Annotated in this window: 15 protein-coding genes and 1 pseudogene; 10 read left to right on the forward strand and 6 right to left on the reverse strand. The window is 43.2% G+C overall.

Features of this window, described 5'->3' with window-relative positions; genetic code table 11:
• Nucleotides 1–35: 35 nt before the first annotated feature.
• The 10 genes from RAM70_RS16795 (at nt 36) to RAM70_RS16840 (ending at nt 11,711) form a co-directional block, all read left to right on the forward strand.
• Nucleotides 36–671, forward strand: a complete 636-nt coding sequence (locus RAM70_RS16795; protein WP_199319034.1) for a YybH family protein — start codon at nt 36–38, stop codon at nt 669–671.
• 8 nt (nt 672–679) lie between these two features.
• Nucleotides 680–1,978 carry a glycosyltransferase family 2 protein gene (locus RAM70_RS16800; RefSeq protein ID WP_190380372.1) on the forward strand — a complete coding sequence of 433 codons (1,299 nt, stop codon included), beginning with the start codon at nt 680–682 and terminating at the stop codon, nt 1,976–1,978.
• Between the two features lie 3 nt (nt 1,979–1,981).
• A complete protein-coding gene (locus RAM70_RS16805; protein WP_190380373.1) occupies nt 1,982–3,688 on the forward strand; it encodes an N-acyl-D-amino-acid deacylase family protein in 1,707 nt (568 codons plus the stop codon).
• Nucleotides 3,689–3,840: 152 nt separating this feature from the next.
• On the forward strand, nt 3,841–4,248 hold the full coding sequence (locus tag RAM70_RS16810; RefSeq protein ID WP_045357816.1) for an Mpo1-like protein: 408 nt from the start codon (nt 3,841–3,843) through the stop codon (nt 4,246–4,248).
• 15 nt (nt 4,249–4,263) lie between these two features.
• Complete coding sequence (locus RAM70_RS16815; RefSeq protein ID WP_312674730.1) at nt 4,264–5,271, forward strand: Rieske 2Fe-2S domain-containing protein; 1,008 nt, start codon at nt 4,264–4,266, stop codon at nt 5,269–5,271.
• Between the two features lie 238 nt (nt 5,272–5,509).
• A complete protein-coding gene (locus RAM70_RS16820; protein ID WP_312674731.1) occupies nt 5,510–6,898 on the forward strand; it encodes a cation:proton antiporter in 1,389 nt (462 codons plus the stop codon).
• 260 nt (nt 6,899–7,158) lie between these two features.
• The gene (locus tag RAM70_RS16825) at nt 7,159–9,057 is read left to right on the forward strand and encodes an N-acetylmuramoyl-L-alanine amidase (RefSeq protein WP_045357823.1); all 1,899 of its coding nucleotides are present in this window, start codon (nt 7,159–7,161) and stop codon (nt 9,055–9,057) included.
• 97 nt (nt 9,058–9,154) lie between these two features.
• The gene (murI, locus tag RAM70_RS16830) at nt 9,155–9,967 is read left to right on the forward strand and encodes a glutamate racemase (protein ID WP_312674734.1); all 813 of its coding nucleotides are present in this window, start codon (nt 9,155–9,157) and stop codon (nt 9,965–9,967) included.
• Nucleotides 9,968–10,840: 873 nt separating this feature from the next.
• Nucleotides 10,841–11,200 carry an IS630 transposase-related protein gene (locus RAM70_RS16835; RefSeq protein WP_312674736.1) on the forward strand — a complete coding sequence of 120 codons (360 nt, stop codon included), beginning with the start codon at nt 10,841–10,843 and terminating at the stop codon, nt 11,198–11,200.
• Nucleotides 11,154–11,711: an IS630 family transposase gene (locus RAM70_RS16840; RefSeq protein WP_008204666.1), complete on the forward strand. Its 558-nt coding sequence runs from the start codon at nt 11,154–11,156 to the stop codon at nt 11,709–11,711. The genes RAM70_RS16835 and RAM70_RS16840 overlap by 47 nt, the downstream gene beginning before the upstream one ends.
• A 190-nt stretch (nt 11,712–11,901) precedes the next feature.
• Here RAM70_RS16840 and RAM70_RS16845 read toward each other — a convergent pair whose 3' ends face one another.
• From RAM70_RS16845 to RAM70_RS16870, 6 genes and pseudogenes are all read right to left on the reverse strand, one after another.
• Nucleotides 11,902–12,711 (reverse strand): DNA adenine methylase, encoded by an 810-nt coding sequence (locus RAM70_RS16845; RefSeq protein WP_312674738.1) that lies wholly within the window; start codon nt 12,709–12,711, stop codon nt 11,902–11,904.
• 72 nt (nt 12,712–12,783) lie between these two features.
• The gene (locus RAM70_RS16850; RefSeq protein WP_190380278.1) at nt 12,784–13,359 is read right to left on the reverse strand and encodes a Uma2 family endonuclease; all 576 of its coding nucleotides are present in this window, start codon (nt 13,357–13,359) and stop codon (nt 12,784–12,786) included.
• Nucleotides 13,360–13,572: 213 nt separating this feature from the next.
• Nucleotides 13,573–14,019: pseudogene (locus RAM70_RS16855) on the reverse strand (transposase family protein); the annotation flags it as partial.
• 116 nt (nt 14,020–14,135) lie between these two features.
• Nucleotides 14,136–15,089, reverse strand: a complete 954-nt coding sequence (locus tag RAM70_RS16860; protein ID WP_190380277.1) for a DUF4365 domain-containing protein — start codon at nt 15,087–15,089, stop codon at nt 14,136–14,138.
• Nucleotides 15,090–15,331: 242 nt separating this feature from the next.
• Nucleotides 15,332–17,263, reverse strand: a complete 1,932-nt coding sequence (locus tag RAM70_RS16865) for a transglycosylase domain-containing protein (protein ID WP_312674740.1) — start codon at nt 17,261–17,263, stop codon at nt 15,332–15,334.
• 170 nt (nt 17,264–17,433) lie between these two features.
• On the reverse strand, nt 17,434–17,919 hold the full coding sequence (locus RAM70_RS16870; protein WP_045357832.1) for a pentapeptide repeat-containing protein: 486 nt from the start codon (nt 17,917–17,919) through the stop codon (nt 17,434–17,436).
• Between the last annotated feature and the right edge of the window lie 73 nt (nt 17,920–17,992).

The following is a 17,992-nucleotide window of genomic DNA, read 5'->3' on the forward strand; positions in this document are numbered from 1 at the left end:
GTTAAGTGCCATCCAATTTAAATGTTTTTAATATAATGAAACAAAAATTTACCAACATCTACAAATTGGCTCAACTACTTAGTATTGTTCTGTTAGCCATAGTAATTGGGAATTTCCCCTCCTCTGCTCTAGCAGATGTCGGCCAGGGGGACATCGACGCAATTATTCGCACCCGAGAAATTGCCTTAGAAGCCCTAAACACTCGTAATTTTACCAAAATTGACCCCTATCTGCACCCCCAGTTCATCATCACAACAGTTGATAACCAAGTTTTTCACACCACCTCTGAGTTTGAAAAGTATTGGAATCAACAGTTTTCCAGTACGATTGAAAATATAAAAATGCAACTACAAGGGGAGACCATCAGAACCTTTCTCTCCCCAGAAATAGATGTGGCGGCGGGGGGAGCAATAACCACTTTCTCTTTCAAGGATGGTAAGTCGGCTAATATGACTTTGCGCTGGACAGCGGTATTACAAAAATTAGAGGACAAATGGATGATTCAATCATTGCATTTCTCCTCTAATCTGCTGGATAATCCAGTATTGAATGCTGCTCGACAATTAAATAAAACCCTAGGGGTTGCAGCGGGGTTAGGCGGCTTTTTACTGGGGGCAGCTACCATGGTAATATTAAATCGTAGAACTAAGCGTCGAGCTACAATAGTATAGCAATTCAAATGAAAATTAATACTGTTCATCCCAGTACCAATATTAGCTTTAACCGCTATCTTCGTCTGAAAGCTATCCTAGTAGTTCTAATAGTTTGGAGCGGAGTGAGTCTGGTACACTGGTGGCCAGTAACTCAGGGGTTTATGTTGGTTTTAATAACTATATTGACCATACAAACTCTAAGAATGTTAATAGCAAAACCAGTTAATTTTGTGGTTGAAAGTAATAATTATCTTCCCCTAGTCTCCATTTTAGTTCCTGCCAAAAATGAAAGTGCAGTCCTGACTAATTTGGTGGAAAGCTTAGGGGAATTAGATTATCCAAGTCATTGTTTAGATTTTTGGATTATTGACGATGGTAGTACTGATGAAACACCGCAAATCTTAAAGGAAATGCTAACTAAATTGCCATCTTTACAAGTTTATCGGCGAGAAGCTAAAGGTGGTAAATCAGGGGCTTTAAATGCAGTATTGCCCTACACGCGAGGAGAGATTATTCTCGTTTGTGATGCTGATGCTCAGTTACCGGCTGACTTGCTGCGGCAAACAGTACCTCTGTTCCAAAAAAAAGGGATTGGTGCAGTACAAGTACGAAAGGAAATTGCTAATACTAATACTAATTTCTTAACCCGTTGTCAGCAAATGGAAATGTGCTGTGATAGTTTTCTTCAGACCCATCGCCTTGCTATTGGCGGAATGTGTGAACTGCGCGGCAATGGGATGCTAGTTAAGCGGGATTTCTTAGAAAAGTGTCAAGGCTGGAATGAAAACACAGTCACCGATGATTTAGATCTTTGTTTTAAACTTTATCTAGTAGGTGCTGAGATTGAGTTTGTGATAGTTACATCTATTCGGGAAGAAGGAGTAACTACCGCGCAATCCCTCTGGCTTCAACGTTGTCGTTGGGCGGAGGGCGGGTATCAGCGTTACCTAGATTATTTTCCACAAATTTTTACTTTAGGTTGGGCTAAAGAAATTGATTTAATTTTATTTTTTTTGTTACAGTTTCTACTTCCCCTTGGACTTATAGCCGATTTATTTTGGACAATATTTTATGACCAATACCCAGTTTTGTTGCCACTTCAAGTATTACTAAGTATTATTTTAACAATTGCTTTTATGGTCGGACTTTATCAATTTCAGGGTTTACGAGGATGGTCTTTAGTTTGGGGAACTATGCAAGGTTCTATCTACATGATACATTGGATTCCTGTCATGATTGTAACCACCTTGAAAATGTGTCTGCAAAAGCAGCACTCGCCTTGGATTAAAACCGAGCATCGGGGTTTAAATACTTACGGATCATAAATTATGTTAGATCTACTAATTAAAAATGGATTAATTTTTGATGGCTTATCTTCTCCTGCCATGGTCGGAGATATTGGCATTCAAGAAGGTAAGATTGTCGCCATTGCTCCTGGCTTAAATATCCCTGCACTTGAAGTAGTAGATGCCACTGGGTTGTGGGTAACACCGGGATTTATTGATATTCATACCCACTACGATTTAGAATTAGAAATTGCGCCGGGATTGAGTGAATCAGTCCGCCATGGAGTGACCAGCGTAGTCATTGGTAACTGTAGCCTATCCATTGCTATCGGTGAACCGCAAATGTTAGCAGATATTTTTCAAAGAGTAGAAACAATCTCCCATCAGTTAATTGCAAAATGGCTACAAAAGTCGATTGATTGGCAAACACCGACGGAATATTTACAGCATTTACAAAAGTTATCTCTTGGGGCCAATGTCGCTCCCATGTTTGGACACAGCGCTCTACGCGCCCATGTAATGGGATTGGAACGGAGCTTAACTGCTCAACCAACTAAAATTGAACTAAAAATTATGCAGCAGATAGCCACAGATGCTTTAGAAGCAGGTTTTCTGGGCATTTCCATTGATATGTTTCCTTGGCATCGTATGACTGGAAAGTGGCGAGGTTATACCATTCCTTCTCAACACGCAAAATTTCAAGAATATGCCATGTTAGCTGCTCTATGCAGGCAAAAAGATCGCGTTTTTCAAGTTACCCCTAACCTACAACGGCTCTCTTCTTTCCTTGACATTCTGCGGCTGGGTTCAGGAATTGGCAAAAAACAACTGCGTTTAACAATTCTCTCGGCTTTAGATGCTGTCCACCAGCGCCAACTCTGGCGCATATTTGCTCCACTGCTTTTTATTTGGAATCGGTTATTAGGTGGAAATGTCCGTTTTCAAACGTTAACACAACCGTTTACCATTTTTTCCGATGGACCGGTTACTCCCTTATTTGAAGAATTCCCTACCGGCGCAGAACTCAATAGTTGTCAGTCAAGAAAAGAGCGAGAAGAACTATGGCAATCTCAAGGTTTCCGACACAAATTTTGCCAAGAATGGACCAGTAATTGGCGTAAATCCTTCCATCGCCGTTTAGATCTGATAGAAGTTATCCGTTGTCCAGAAATAAGTTGGTATGGTCTGAGTTTTGCCGAAATTGCTCGTCAAAAACAACAACAACCAGTAGATTTATTTATCGACGCACTCCAACAATATGACACAGATTTACGCTGGGTGGCTACAGGTGCAAATGATCGCCCCATCCCGCGTTTAGCCCTGATGCGGCATCCCTATATCTTAGCCGGTTTTACTGACGCTGGAGCCCATGTCCGCAATCTAGGCTATTATGATGGCGCTCTGTCTTTGCTCAAACAAGCAGTAGCCACTAAGTTCCTTTCCCCTGAAGCTGCTATTAGCCGCGTTACGGGAGAACCAGCACAATGGTTTCGCCTGGATACAGGTATCCTCAAAGTCGGCGCCAAAGCTGATATAGTGTTACTTGAACCCCATTCTCTCCATCAGCATATCAGTCCTCAAGTGGAAATATCAGATCCAATCTTGGACGGTGAATTGCGTATGGTCAAGCGCGGCTCGCAGGAGATTGTGCAAGCGGTTTATATTAATGGAGTTCCGGTTGTTAGTGGAGGTAAGGTGAAGGATATCTTGGGAAAAACCAAGTTGGGAACAGTTTTATTTCCTCGCTGAACCTGATACATATATAGCGATCCTATTTAGGTTGTAAACTTACCGGTAGCCACAGCTGGTCGGCAGGAGAATTGTTTCTATTTCATTGAGAATTGCCAGACAAGAGAAAATAATTAAATCGTGCTTGATGTGAGGAGAAACCGCTAGAGCTTATGAGTAAACTAAATTATGGAAATAATCCAAAATTAATCAATCGAATTAATAACCAAATTTTGGCGCATCCGTTTACAGATTATTGGGATATTTTTGTGATCAAACATCAACAGCCAATTAATATTACTTTACACATTCTAGGAATATTCTTTTTCTATAGTTTGATATTTTCTGTTTGGCGATCGCAAAATTTTTGGCTGCTGTTGGGTTTACCTCTAACTCAGGTGCTGGGATTAACCGGACATCTTTTATTTGAGCGCAGCCATATTGATTTACAAGATGCAGTATTTTCCTGGCGAGCTTCTTATTGTTTAGGTAAAATGTTATTGAGAGTTTTGATGGGTAAATATCGAGATGATATTCAAGAGAGAAAAGCAATCTTACAAAATTATCAATCTACTACTTGACTGGAATAGATACCTATGCAAATTTTTAATAATTGGGATGTAATAGCTAAGGGCTGGTATATAGCTTGCTCTAGTCAAGAAATACCTAAAAAGAAAGCAAAATCTCTAGAATTGTGCGGACAAAGAATTGTTATTTTCCGCGGGGAGGACGGGCAAGTGCGGGCTTTAGATGCTTACTGTCCTCATCTAGGAACCGATTTGGGAATTGGAGAGGTTAAAGGCAATTTTCTTCGTTGTGCTTTCCATCATTGGACTTTTGATGAAAGTGGTCTTTGTCAACACATTCCCTGTCAATCAGAAATTCCTGCTCAAGCTAGAGTACAAGCTTATGCAACGGAGGAAAAATATGGATTTATCTGGATTTATCCTGATGCTGAAGCACCAGAAGAAGTACCTAACTTTGATGAACTAAAAGACAAAGAAATTCTCACACAAACTGATCGCTCTTTTACTAGAACTTGCCATCATCATATCTGTATGATGAATGGGATTGATATTCAACATTTAAAAACCATACATCATTTAGATATCAAAATGGAACTATCACTAAATTTCCCCAGTGAAATCGGTACACAAATTGACTTTACCATCAGGAGACAATTTCCACAAACTACTTGGAGAGAAAGGTTAGGTCAAAGATTTCTGGGTGCTACATATCAGTATTCTATGCGATATGCTTATGGCTGTATTGGTTTATTAAAAATGATGGAAAACGTGCAGCTTTTCCCCCCCCTATATATGCTCTATGCTTATACCCCCATAGCACCTGCCAAGACAAGAATTCAGCCGATTTATATAACAGAAAAACGCCCCGGTATTAGGGGGTATCTTCTTAGTACCCTGTTACTGCTCTGGACTCGATTAGCTTATTATATGCTCAGGGATGAAGACGGCAAAATTTACGATAATATTCAATTTAAGCCAAAATTGCTCCTGAGCATGGATCAACCATTAGCTCAATATATAGAGTACGTCAACCAGTTAGAACCGTCTCGATGGTCAACGGAGGCAGTGGCCATGTAACAAGTTACACCGTCAAGGATGAAAGCGGTAGCCTCCCCGCCCCGCTGCTTCCCACACTTCCCACTTCCTACTTCCCACTTTCAAGGTAGGAGGAGGAGGTTGGGAAGAGGCTCTCCGTCAACTCTTGAGGAGTCGTGCGTTTCATTTTTGAGTTGGCGCAATAATTCCCCTTTCGCGTTCCTTTCCAGTTTCCACGCTTCGTTTACCTGACAGAATTGAGAGTAATTTTGAGCAAGCGATGATACTACAGCCTTTCCTTTCTTCCGCTTGGAGTCCTAATCTTCCCCTGTTAGCCTCGGCAGCTACAGCCGAAACTGCTGATAGTGCCTTAGTTTTAGCCTGCGTGCTGCTGAGTTTGACCGTTATTTATTTCGCCTGTAAACTGGGGGGGGAAATCTGCGTCCGATTCAACTTGCCTCCCGTGTTAGGAGAATTAGTCGGTGGCGTGATTATCGGGGTTTCTGTCCTAAAATTACTGGTTTTTCCAGAAGGTGGGGCGGGATTCGAGGATTCTTTGCTAATTCACTTCCTAGAATCCACTTCCCCCCTCATCCCGGAGCAATCTCCCGCCGTTTTTAGTGCTGCCAGTGAGGTGATTTCCGTCCTCTCGGAATTGGGGGTAATTATCCTCCTGTTCGAGATCGGTTTAGAATCAGACTTGCAGGAATTAATTCGCGTCGGTCCACAGGCAGCTGCCGTCGCAGTGGTGGGGGTTGCGGTTCCCTTTTTGGTGGGTACTTTGGGTTTAATCTATATCTTTCATCTGGCCACCATTCCCGCTATTTTTGCCGGGGCAGCTTTAACCGCTACCAGTATCGGCATTACCGCCAAGGTTTTAGCAGAAATAGGGCAGTTATCGGCGAAAGAAGGTCAAATTATCATCGGGGCAGCGGTTCTCGATGATATTCTCGGTATTATCGTTCTCGCCGTCGTTGCTTCTTTGGTGAAGACCGGAGAAGTGCAGATTAGCAAAGTAATTTATCTAGCTATTAGTTCTAGCGCCTTTGTGATCGGGGCGATCCTGATCGGTCGTTTTTTAAGCCCCTTTTACGTTCAATTAGTTAATAGCATGAAAACTAGGGGACAATTGCTCTTAGTTTCCCTGATTTTCGCCTTTATTCTTGCCTATATTGCCCAAGTTATCCAATTAGAAGCGATTCTCGGTTCCTTTGCCGCGGGCCTAGTCCTAGGGGAAACGGAAAAGCGATCGGAATTGGCAGAACAAGTGTTCCCGATCGCCGATTTATTTGTACCGATATTTTTCGTCTGTGTGGGGGCAAAAACCGATTTAAGTGTCCTTAATCCCGCTATTCCCACTAATCGAGAAGGATTAGTCTTAGCGGCTTTCTTAATTGTCGTCGCTATTTTGGGTAAAGTGGTGACGGGGTTAGCCGTTTTCAGCAAGGAAAAACTCAATCGCTTGGCGATCGGAGTTGGCATGATTCCCCGGGGTGAAGTGGGTTTAGTCTTTGCTGGAGTCGGGGCTGCTAGTGGCGCTTTATCCCCCGCTACCGATGCGGCCATTATTATGATGGTGATCTTGACTACCTTTATCGCTCCGCCCCTGTTAAGGTTAGTATTTAAAGAACCTACCGCCAGTCCTCAATCAGTGAGCAGTGATCGGTGAGCAGTTACCAGTGGTAGTGTTAAGTGAGCAGTATTAAGTGGTACTAACAGCGCTGTCTTTTCATTGATAACTGATAACTGATGACTGATAACTGATAACTGATCAGAAACATAGCAGACCATACCAACGTCCCATAAGCTTGTTTTTATTGATAGTCATTCTCAGAGCATTAACGGAGCTATGGATGGCAAAAAATCGACAAAATCGTCCATTTTTACCGAAAAAAGGTAATTGATAACCGAGCAACGGGAGCATCGATCGTGAGATTTCATTGGTTATTCCTAAGCGCATTAACTTGGTTGCTGGTGGCGGCCCCTGCTTGGGCGGGCAAGCTCGTCTTTTGGCGATTCGACACCAATGAGAATCGTCTGGTGTTCACCACCGACAATCGAGTGCAACCGCGAGCGCAAATGATCACTAACCCCACCAGGATCGTGATCGATCTGCCCGGGATCAAGTTAGGGCAACCCAATATTAACCGGCCCATTGGCAATATCGTCAGAAGTGTCCGTATCGGTCAATTTGATGCGGAAACTACCCGTTTAGTGATTGAATTGGCCCCAGGCTACACCTTTGATCCTCAACAGGTAAGAATTCGCGGAATTTCGCCCACCCAATGGACAGTGGAACTGCCAGAACCCCAACCGATTACTGAGCAAACAGAACCACCCGTTACCCCTGACCCCACACCTCCCCCCGATCGCGGTTCCACCCGTCCCACTCCCCCACCTCCAGTTAGCCAGACGGACAACAACGATGATTTTCAGGTCACTCGCAATGGTCTTTTTGTCCGTTTAGAGCAAAATGGTGATGAGCGATCGATCCGCAGTCAACGCAGCCGCGACGGCAAAAAAATCGAATTTGAATTACCCGGGGCCACTTTACCGAGCAGTCTCACCGGTCAAACTATCCCAGTTAACCGTTACGGTGTCGGCGATATTCAATTCAGTCAGACTGCCAATCAACGGGCTAAGATTTCCCTAAGCGTTAATAAAGATAGTCCCGATTGGCAAGCTCTCTATAGTCGTTTTGGTGGCTTGGTTTTACTGCCTAGGGGTGGTCTGGGTGCCGTGGATAATATCTCCTCTCCTCCCCCCACTAGCGCCACTAATCCCAATCCTCGCCCCAACAATCCCCCCCCGAAAACTGCCAATAATCCCCCTTCTAGCAATCGTTTGGCCACGATCTCCTCGATCGATCTGACGGGCAATAACGATCGCCTCTTAATTCGTGCGGATTTACCCCTGAAAGCTAACGGCAGTGTTAACCAGGATGGTGTCTATGAACTACGCATCGAAAATGCTAAGTTAGCCGAGTCTTTTCGTGGTCCGCGCTTCGGTCGCCATAGTCCCATCTATCAATTGCGGGTACGTCAGGAAAGTGCCAATAGGGTGCTGATTTTGGTACAGACCGCGGCAGGATTTCAATTAGGTCAACTGAATCAATCGGACGGTCAAACCCTAGCCCTAGAATTGCTTTCCTCCCGCAATTCTAGCCCCGTTTCCCAAGTTCCTGACTTCACCACTATCCCTGTTCCCTTACCCCCCAATACGGGCCAATTTAACCCACCGCCGCGGCCCTCTAACCCCACTCCTAATCCCCCCCGACAAGGCAATAGCCGCTTTCTGGTGGTGATCGATCCGGGCCATGGTGGTAAGGATCCGGGGGCGATCGGAATTGGTGGCCTTCAGGAAAAAAACGTGATTCTGCCCATTTCCCTAGAAGTTACCCGCATTCTGCAACAACAGGGCATCGATGTGCGTCTAACTAGAGATAGCGATTTCTTTGTCACCCTGCAAGGGCGCACGGATCTGGCTAACCGGATCGATGCCGATCTATTTGTCAGTATCCACGCTAACTCTATGGGGAAAGCACGACCGGATGTCAATGGCCTAGAGGTGTATTACTTCGGTGATCGCCGTTTATCGGATACCATCCATCGCAATATTGTCCGCACTGTCGATATGCGCGATCGGGGGGTGCGTCGGGCCCGTTTCTATGTGCTGAGAACCTCGAAAATGCCCTCCACCCTCGTGGAAGTGGGTTTCGTTACCGGCGCTGAGGATGCGGCTAAATTAGCCAATGCCAACTTTCAACGACAAATGGCGGCGGCGATCGCAAGGGGGATTATTGAATATATTCAACGAAATCTCCGTTAATGATTAAATGATTGGAGCATTAGTTTACCAATCAAAAAATCCGTGTTTTAATATCATCAAATAAAGCTACTTTAGATCAGCGTTTTCCTCGATATCTATGAGAGAATCACAATTTAGTCCGATTGGTGTGTTTGATAGTGGTGTGGGTGGACTGACCGTTTTAAGGGAGTTGTATCGACAACTGCCCCAAGAATCGATTCTCTATTTCGCTGATACCGCTAGACTTCCCTACGGAACCCGTTCTAAAGGGGAAATTATCGAATTTGTCCGGGAAATTCTCACTTGGATGAGCGAGCGCCAGGTGAAAATGGTGATTATGGCCTGTAATACCAGTTCCGCCTTGGCTTTAGAAGAAGTACGGGCCGAATTTAAAGATTTACCAATTTTAGGGGTAATTTTACCCGGGGCCAAAACTGCCGTGCAAAAAGGAAAGCGCATTGGGGTGATTTCTACCCCCGCTACGGCTAAAAGTAATGCCTATAAACAGGCGATTCAAGAAATCGATCCTACTGCCCAAGTTTGGCAAATTCCCTGTCCTGAATTTGTCCCTTTGATCGAGGCTAACCGCATTTTTGACCCCTACACCACACAAGTGGCTAGAGAATATCTTCAGCCTTTACTGGCAGAAAATATTGATACTCTGGTCTATGGTTGTACCCATTATCGCCATCTTTCCCCGGTTTTACGTCGTCTTTTACCTAGTTCCGTGCGGTTGGTAGATCCCGCCGCTGCCGTTGTTCGATCGGCGGAAAAAGAGCTAGAATTATTAGGTCTAAAAAATCCCGAAACACCCCTACCTACTAACTTCGCAGTTAGCGGTGATCCTAACACTTTTGCTCGTTTATCTCGTCAATGGCTAGGTTTTTCTCCTACGGTAGAAAAGGTTTATTTGCCCGTCCCCGTTTTATAGCCGTCGGCCTTTTTCAGTGTGCAGTTATTAGTGTGCAGTTATCAGTGTGCAGTTATCAGTGAAAAGACAGTAGGAAACTGCTATTTACAGCCTTTCTCGTCAAGGTGAAGCACAGACACTAATAGTTGCTAATCAACTATTTCAGCGGCAAGAACGAACCTCATGTATCTGAGAAACGCTGTAATACTGCTCACTTAAAACTCAAATCTGATCAACTGATAACTGATAACTGATCACTGATAACTGATTAGGAGTTGATTTTAGCTTTTTTGGCGATCGCTAGTAAGAGGTAGATCATCAGTAAATACACCATTGGTAACACTAAGGTCATGGTAGGCATTGTTTGATTAGGGAGGAGAGAAGATAGTTAAAATTAGGTAGGCTCGATCTTTCCCCATTGATCATTGAATGACTAGCGACGAGAAAACTAGCTAAATCTGCAAACAGATCGAGCTTATCCGTCAGTCACTCTGCCAAAGGACTGCGATCGAGTTGGACAGGTAATCGTCTTCAACTCCATTCTTCCCACTAGAAACTGACGAGAAAAAATTCCTCATCTTAACAATTCCTAGGTGAGAACTGGGGGTTAATTTCTGGCAACTGCCACTATCAACTTAACATAAGTTGTCAAGGACTGGGAAAAAATTTTTTTAAGCTCGATCGAAAGGAGAATAATCAAGATTTGGCGACGAAGAAGATTGTCGTCGTAATCAATCATGATTTGAGAATAATTTGAGCAGCGAAGCTAGGATATTTGTCATAATCTCAAGCATAAAAAGGCAATTTTTAAATTTATTTGAGTTAAATATTAGATATAGCAAAGAGCGGGATAGTTAGGACATAATAGAGAAAAAGAAATGAGGAGAAGCTTTCATGGCAGCACCCTATAGTGATGATTTAAGACAGAAAGCAGTGAGTGCCGTAGAGCGAGGGGAGAAAAAAAGCCATGTCTGTCGCACCCTCAATATTAGTCGTAATACATTAGACCTATGGCTGAAACGGAAGAAACAAACTGGGACGGTGGCCGCTAAAACTAACTATCGTCGAGGGCCGAAGCCCCAAATTGACGATTTAGAAGCCTTTCAAAAGTTGGCCGAACAATATGGGCATTTGACCCAAGAAAAAATGGCGCAAAAATGGGCTAACCCAGTCAGTAGGATGAGAATTGGTCAAGCGCTCAAAAGAATTGGATTTACTAGAAAAAAAAACTTATGGCTACAGAGAAAGAGATGAAGAAGCCCGAAAAGAGTTTCTCCAAAAAATCAGAGGTTATGCCCCGGAAAGATTTGTCTATATTGATGAAGCTGGAATAGATAACACCATCGATTATCCTTATGGATATTGTCACAAATCAGAAAGATTTGAGGCTTTAAAGTTAGGTCACTGTAGCGAACGAGTTAGTGTGATCAGCGGTTGGTGGCGTGGTTCCACGATCGCGCCAATGGTGTTTGAGGGGTACTGTAATACAGAGTTGGTGTGTGAGTGGATAGAACAATTGCTATTACCCGAACTACTACCCGGTCAAATTATCATCATTGATAACGCCAGTTTTCATCCCAAAGAGAGAATCAAAAAATTGTTAGCTAAAGCGGGATGTGAAGTGCTATTTTTACCCGCCTATTCTCCAGACCTCAACAAAATTGAAAAGTTCTGGGCTAGATTGAAAAACTATGTTAGTCAGATTATCAATGATAGTGAAAACCTTGTGGATGCTGTGAGTAAAGCCTTCAGGCATCTGTCCTAACTAACTCGTTCTATGCCATAGTACTAAATCCGTTTTCAATAGCGTGATTAACTCCCGATCAAACTTTAAAAACCGACTCCATGCTCCCCTCTCCTCTATCTCTTTTAAACAGGATTTAGTATATTGGGTAACAGTCGTCAACCCAACCTATAAGATTAGCTTACTGCTACTCAGTACCTTCGGCATGGCACTAATAATTTTTGATCATTAATTCTCTCCCCGCCGCTGCCTGTCCTTGTTTATAATTATTCATGCCATACTGAAGATTCCACTCGATAATATGGGCAAAATCAAAGAGTTTTCGTATCTCTGGACAATCATCGTAGGTAATTAACCATTTAGCCTGACATTGACGCATATTATCGGCAAAACGTTGATGATCGAAGCTGGTATGTAAATTACCTCTTACACCGTACAAACGGGATTTTGTGGCACTATAGTAGGGGGGATCGAGAAAGATAAAAACTTCTTTTCCCTCAGCAAATAATAATTCTTCGTAGTCTTGGTTAGTAATTTTTACCGATGCTAATAACGGGGCAATTTGGGTTAATCTGGCAATTGATGAATCAGTAAATCTACTGGTAAAAGCTGCTTGAGAATAACCTCCCGAATCCACTGTTCCCGAAAAAGTAATCCGATTTAAGATAAAAAAACGCACCGCTTTCTCAAAGTCGGTTAACTTTAAATCTTCCCTTGTCAAATCTTGAAATAATTCTCGTCCTCTATCATATTTCTGTTTAATTTCTGTTATCTTTGCTACCAATAAATCAATATTTTCTTGAGCGCATTGCCAGAAACAATATAAATCATAATTTAAGTCATTAATCCAATAGGTTTTTATCTGTTGTCCAAAGAGTTGCTTAACAGCAAAAAACACAGAACCACCACCAAAAAAAGGTTCTCGATATTCCCTAATATTGACAGGAATTTGCGGCAGAATTTGCTTAATCGCCCGGGATTTCCCCCCCGGATAGCGCAAGGGACTTTTAATTTTTGACATTTTATACTAAATCCGTTTATTATTGAATTTCGTCTAACGACCAAGTTAGTCCTCGTGCTTCTCCCCAGACTTCTACTTACTTTGTCTAGCTTGACCAACTTTTAGCCATGCAAAGATTTGTTGTGGAGTCAGTGTCAACTGAACCCCTGCAATTACCTTAAGCTGGTGATCCCCTCTGCAAACTTCCGGCTCTTGTTGGGGAGTAAACATTAAAACAGAATAATCATCTGGATCAAGCATCCATCCTAATTTACTGCCATGTTTTAAACAATGTAGAATGTTGTCAATTACACGGTTTACCTTTTGATCTGGTGAAAGAATTTCGATAGTCAAATCAGGTGCTTCGGTAAAGTCGTCCTCCGGTTCACCTGCTTGATTCAGGTTAATTCGATTCCATGCAATTACTGCCACATCAGGAACGATCGAACGCCCGCCGAAGGTACATCGCAACTCAGGTAAAGCTGTATAATCAACAGTATGGCTGTCAACCTCAGCTAAAAGACGTTTTTGCAGGATAGAGTGTCGAGTCTTAGGCATGGGTTTCTGAATTGCGACTCCATGCAAGTATTCCCATGCTGGAGAATCCTCCAAATATGGCAATTTGAGGAAATCTTCAAGGGTGAGACTCTCAGTCAAGGAAGTCGTCATCGGTTCAAGCAAAGGTTTTTTTTGTGACTTTATTATAAATGAACTTTATCTGGGTTTCTTACCCACGATTCAGGTATATTTGATGAGAATTTGCCCTCTCAATCAAATGGGTCGATTTCTTAACTATTCTGACTGACTGGTATCACTGGAAATGCCCACGGTGATCACAAAATTGGCCAATTGTCAATAGCTTTTCAGATGCTCTCACCTTGGTTTTGGTGCTTCCCACTCTTCCTTTTCTAGTTCTTTAGCAAAGTGATTAAATATTAACCCAACTTCTTCCCATCCTAACCCTTCTTCTCGACTTATTTCTTCGACACTAGAATTTTTTACTCTCTCATAAATCATCGATTCATAGCGGATTGTATGATGCTGTCTTAATCTCATAAAACTCAATCTTTCGCTAATATATTTCTGGCACTTTTGACAATGAAACTGGCGGCGTGGTACTTCTAAATATACCAGATTGCCTAATATTGATAAATCTCTGACTAGATTGTACTCAGTCTGATTGATTCTGTCCAATATTTGATGACAATTCGGACATTCAATTGTTTCATTTAAAAGAGCGAGCTTTAGGAAAATTGTCTGAGCAATTTTTTGATAATTGACCACTGTTACATTTGGTAAATCGAGGAGTTGATCAAAATTTATCCACATAACCCACCTCCTGTCCTGTATTACTATTATACCATGCTCACACAGAACCTAGAAGAGCCGATTAGCGACCGCACTGAATTAGTTGGGACGAAATGCAACAAAACAGGTTATTTATTTTATGCCCCATAATACTTGCTGCTAAATCCTACAGATAGTGGTGCGCCATCATACTGACAAGATACACTGATCTTTAACTTTCTCTTGTGGTCGTAATAAGTGTGGAAGTGTGTTTGTGTACGAGCTAGTTCTAACTCAGATGGGTTAATACTAAGTAATCCTAAAATCACCTCAGAATCGAACGCTCGGCTCTGACTCCAAGGTGCAGTCTTTTTTAGTTCAATATCTACATAATTAATAAAATTTCCTTCTGCCTCTAACAGCATATTAGCTTGCTCGGAGTCAATGATAATGTTGCCTACTTTATTGGGTTTACCGCCAACTGCCCTTGCCGCATCTGCGATAGACATCCCCATATACTGAAAAGGGCGATGGAAGGGTGAACTCAGCACATATAAGCCATAATCAATAGCTGCTCTATTTATGGCATCTCCAAGTGTCAATGTTCCGAGATAATCACCGTTTTTAGAAGCAACAGTGGCGTGTGAATTAACTATTGAAACAATTTGGCTAGGTAATATGTTTATAGCTTTCTCAAACTGATTTTGGATAGGAACTGGAATTGAGACTGTTTGTTGTTCCTGCCAATTTTTATTATGTGAACGGAGAAAATCCTGCGGAAAAGACCAATAGAAACAACTGTTTTGACAATCAACGACAATCAGGAATGTTGGATTTGGTTGAAGTAACCAATAATTGAGGGTTGCAACTTTAATGGGAACTGTAATTGAATTACTTTCTAATTTGGCTTCTTCTTTCCCTTTACATTGAATATTAAACAACTTTCCAGTTGGGTGCCCCCCCTGCATAATTTCACAAATGAAGTCGATACCTAAATCTCTCTCTTGAGGGACAGGAATAACGTTGCAGAATTCAACAAAAAAAGAACTGAGTAGATCGGCAGCAGTGACACCGATCTTTTGAGAATTAGTACGTTTAGGTAACTTGGTCATTGTGGCACTTGAGATTTTCCTACAATTTTAACTCAGCTTCAATTGAGAGGGACGGCAGGTAATTAACATCAATGCTGATTTAGCAGCCTAACTATTTATTAGACTGACAGTTTCCGTCTAAAATCACGATTTAGGGTGATTAGACCGACAACTTCAGTGTACTTCCAATGGCGAACAACGACTAACAAAGTTCATACTATTTAACGAAAATGTTCGCCAGCATAACCAATTAGATTAACGATCTACTTAACTGTTGGTTTGCGGAATTTGGAGGGAGAGGGAAAATATTCTACCCGTTCATTTTTCAGAGCTTGTGCCATGAAATCGCGCCAAATGGGAGCGGCAAAACCACCGCCGGTGATACCTTTACCTAAAGTGCGGTTTCGGTCATCTCCAATCCACACTGCGGTGGCTAATTGGGGAACATAACCGACAAACCAGACATTTTTCTCGTTATCGGTAGTACCGGTTTTTCCCGCTGCCGGACGACCGATTTGGGCCGAGGTTGCTGTTCCCCCCTGAATAACTCCCTGTAGGACAGAATTGAGAGAAGCGGTGGCCCAGGGGTCTAAAACTAGCTTCGGTTTGGGTGTATTATCGAGCATGACGTTACCCCGGCTATCAGTAACACGCATGATAAAGGTAGGCTCGGAATGCCAGCCATTACTGGCAAAAGTAGCGTAGGCCCCCGCCATTTCCAGAGGAGTCACGTCCACGGATCCCAAAGGTAAAGAAGTGACGGCAATTAAAGGACTCTCGAAACCCAGCAGACGACAGACTTCAATAACTTTGTTTATCCCGACGCGACGACCGAGAACAACCGCGGGAATATTCAGAGACTGCATCAGAGCGCTACGCAGGGAAACCGGACCAGAAAAGCCGCCTCCGTAGTTTTTTGGGCTATAGAAGCCGCCAGCCTCGCGAAAACGGACGGGAGCATCATTAACCACCGTTTCGGGGGTAAAACGACCACTAGCGAAGGCAGTATAATAAACGAAGGGTTTAAAAGCTGACCCCGGTTGACGACGGGATTGAATGGCGCGGTTTAATTGACTTTTATTGTAATCAACACCACCGACGAGCGCCTTGACGAAATGGGTGCGGGGATCCACCGCGACTAGAGAGATTTGTAGGTCTTTGGTGCGAATACCGCGACGACGCAAGCTATTATAGGCCTGTTGGATGGTGGACTCGGCCATATTTTGAAAGTCGAGATCGATCGTGGTTTGAATCCGCATTCCCCCTTTAGTTAGGGTTTCCTTGCCAAATTTTTGCCGCAATTCTGCCACCACTGCATCGGTAACGTAGGGTAATTTACTTTCTTGCCAAGCGGTGGGTTTACCCAGTTTCAGAGGTTCCTTTAAAGCGGCCTCTTCCTGTGCGGGGGTAATCCAACCTAAGCTACGCATCCGACTGAGAACCAGTGCCTGTCTTTCCTTGGCGGTTTTATAATTATTAAAAGGACTATAAACTTCCGGCGCTTGGATTATTCCCGCCATCATCGCCGATTCTGCTAAATTTAACTCGGAGGCGGGTTTATTAAAATAACTTTTAGCGGCGGTTTGGACTCCGTAATTATTATGACCCCAATAGATATTATTGAGGTACATTTCCAGAATGTCATTTTTGCTAAAAACCTGTTCCACTCGTACTGCCAGGACCGCCTCGGCTAATTTACGGCTAACGGTACGCTGATGGGAAAGAAAGATATTTTTGACTAACTGCATGGTGAGGGTAGATGCACCTTCTACCACACCGCCACTTTTCCAGTTAGCGACCACTGCCCGACCGATACTATTAGGGTTAATACCACGATGGTGATAGAAATGGCTATCTTCGATCGCCATCACTGCGCGTTTTAGATTGGGAGAAATTTGAGCGAGTTCCACCACTTCCCGATTCGCTTCCCCGTGTAAGCTGGTCAGGGGTCTGCCTTTAACATCGTAGATATAACTGGTTTCCGTGGGGACATAGCCTTGTAAAATCCTCACATCGGGTAGATTGCGGTAACTAATCGCTAATCCTACCACAGCCCCCGTGACGACAGCCGTGGATACCATCAACAGGCCGAGAACAGTTCCCCCCGCGACTCTAGAGACTCCCTGAAGAAAGCTATGGGAGGAACTACTGGGCTGCTGCTTTTTGTCTTGATTGCCGACGGTACTGGTGGACACGATGGTTACAATTTCCTTTTTCCAAGAGGGGACTGATCGATTAAACTGGCTTGAAAGTCTATTCTAAAGGTTTTGTTAAAAAATTAAATACTAGCTTACAGGAATTGTGGCCGATCTGGCTCTAGTTCGATCGGCCATGGCAGCGCGATTAGGGGCAGCATAGTTAGGTATTAGGGACAAAATAGGGTATCGCGGGTATTTCTACCGGTTACTGGGTTAGTTCCCGTCGCTCTCTCACAAAGATATTTTTCCACATCGGAGCGAATAATTGCATCGGTAAAATCGGCCCCGTCGATAATTGCACCTTTGATTAAAATGTTAGTGGCGAAAGCTCCTTCGAGAACGGCATTGGTAAAGTTGGCTTTAGTTAAACGGGCCGATTCTAAATCGACATTTCTCATATTGGCATCGCTAAAGTTGGCACCCTCCAAGTTGGCAGAAAAAAAGCGTACTCCTTCCAGATTGGCATGACTGAAGTTACTACCGCGCAGATTAGAGTGATCAAAGGTGGAATCGCGCAAATCCTGCCCCGCAAAGTCGTTATCGGTCAAATTGCGGTTATTGTAACTTAGCGCTTGGGCCGGAGCCAAGGACGACAATAATACCAATATACTAGCAAAAAAGGTTAGTAGAGTTTTGCGAGAAAATTGCGCCATATTGCTCCCTGATCGATCAACCTTTTCTATAATAAGCTGTACTGCCTTAAAACTGCATACTAAAAATTTTAGT

The sequence above is a fragment of the Microcystis wesenbergii NRERC-220 genome (assembly GCF_032027425.1).
Taxonomy (GTDB): domain Bacteria; phylum Cyanobacteriota; class Cyanobacteriia; order Cyanobacteriales; family Microcystaceae; genus Microcystis; species Microcystis wesenbergii_A.

Bases quoted from the DNA above. Each gene is read 5' to 3' on its own strand.
- RAM70_RS16795 (WP_199319034.1), top strand. From the start codon at position 36: ATGAAACAAAAATTTACCAACATCTACAAATTGGCTCAACTACTTAGT.
- RAM70_RS16800 (WP_190380372.1), top strand. From the start codon at position 680: ATGAAAATTAATACTGTTCATCCCAGTACCAATATTAGCTTTAACCGC.
- RAM70_RS16805 (WP_190380373.1), top strand. From the start codon at position 1,982: ATGTTAGATCTACTAATTAAAAATGGATTAATTTTTGATGGCTTATCT.
- RAM70_RS16810 (WP_045357816.1), top strand. From the start codon at position 3,841: ATGAGTAAACTAAATTATGGAAATAATCCAAAATTAATCAATCGAATT.
- RAM70_RS16815 (WP_312674730.1), top strand. From the start codon at position 4,264: ATGCAAATTTTTAATAATTGGGATGTAATAGCTAAGGGCTGGTATATA.
- RAM70_RS16820 (WP_312674731.1), top strand. From the start codon at position 5,510: ATGATACTACAGCCTTTCCTTTCTTCCGCTTGGAGTCCTAATCTTCCC.
- murI (WP_312674734.1), top strand. From the start codon at position 9,155: ATGAGAGAATCACAATTTAGTCCGATTGGTGTGTTTGATAGTGGTGTG.
- RAM70_RS16835 (WP_312674736.1), top strand. From the start codon at position 10,841: ATGGCAGCACCCTATAGTGATGATTTAAGACAGAAAGCAGTGAGTGCC.
- RAM70_RS16845 (WP_312674738.1), bottom strand. From the start codon at position 12,711: ATGTCAAAAATTAAAAGTCCCTTGCGCTATCCGGGGGGGAAATCCCGG.
- RAM70_RS16850 (WP_190380278.1), bottom strand. From the start codon at position 13,359: ATGACGACTTCCTTGACTGAGAGTCTCACCCTTGAAGATTTCCTCAAA.
- RAM70_RS16860 (WP_190380277.1), bottom strand. From the start codon at position 15,089: ATGACCAAGTTACCTAAACGTACTAATTCTCAAAAGATCGGTGTCACT.
- RAM70_RS16870 (WP_045357832.1), bottom strand. From the start codon at position 17,919: ATGGCGCAATTTTCTCGCAAAACTCTACTAACCTTTTTTGCTAGTATA.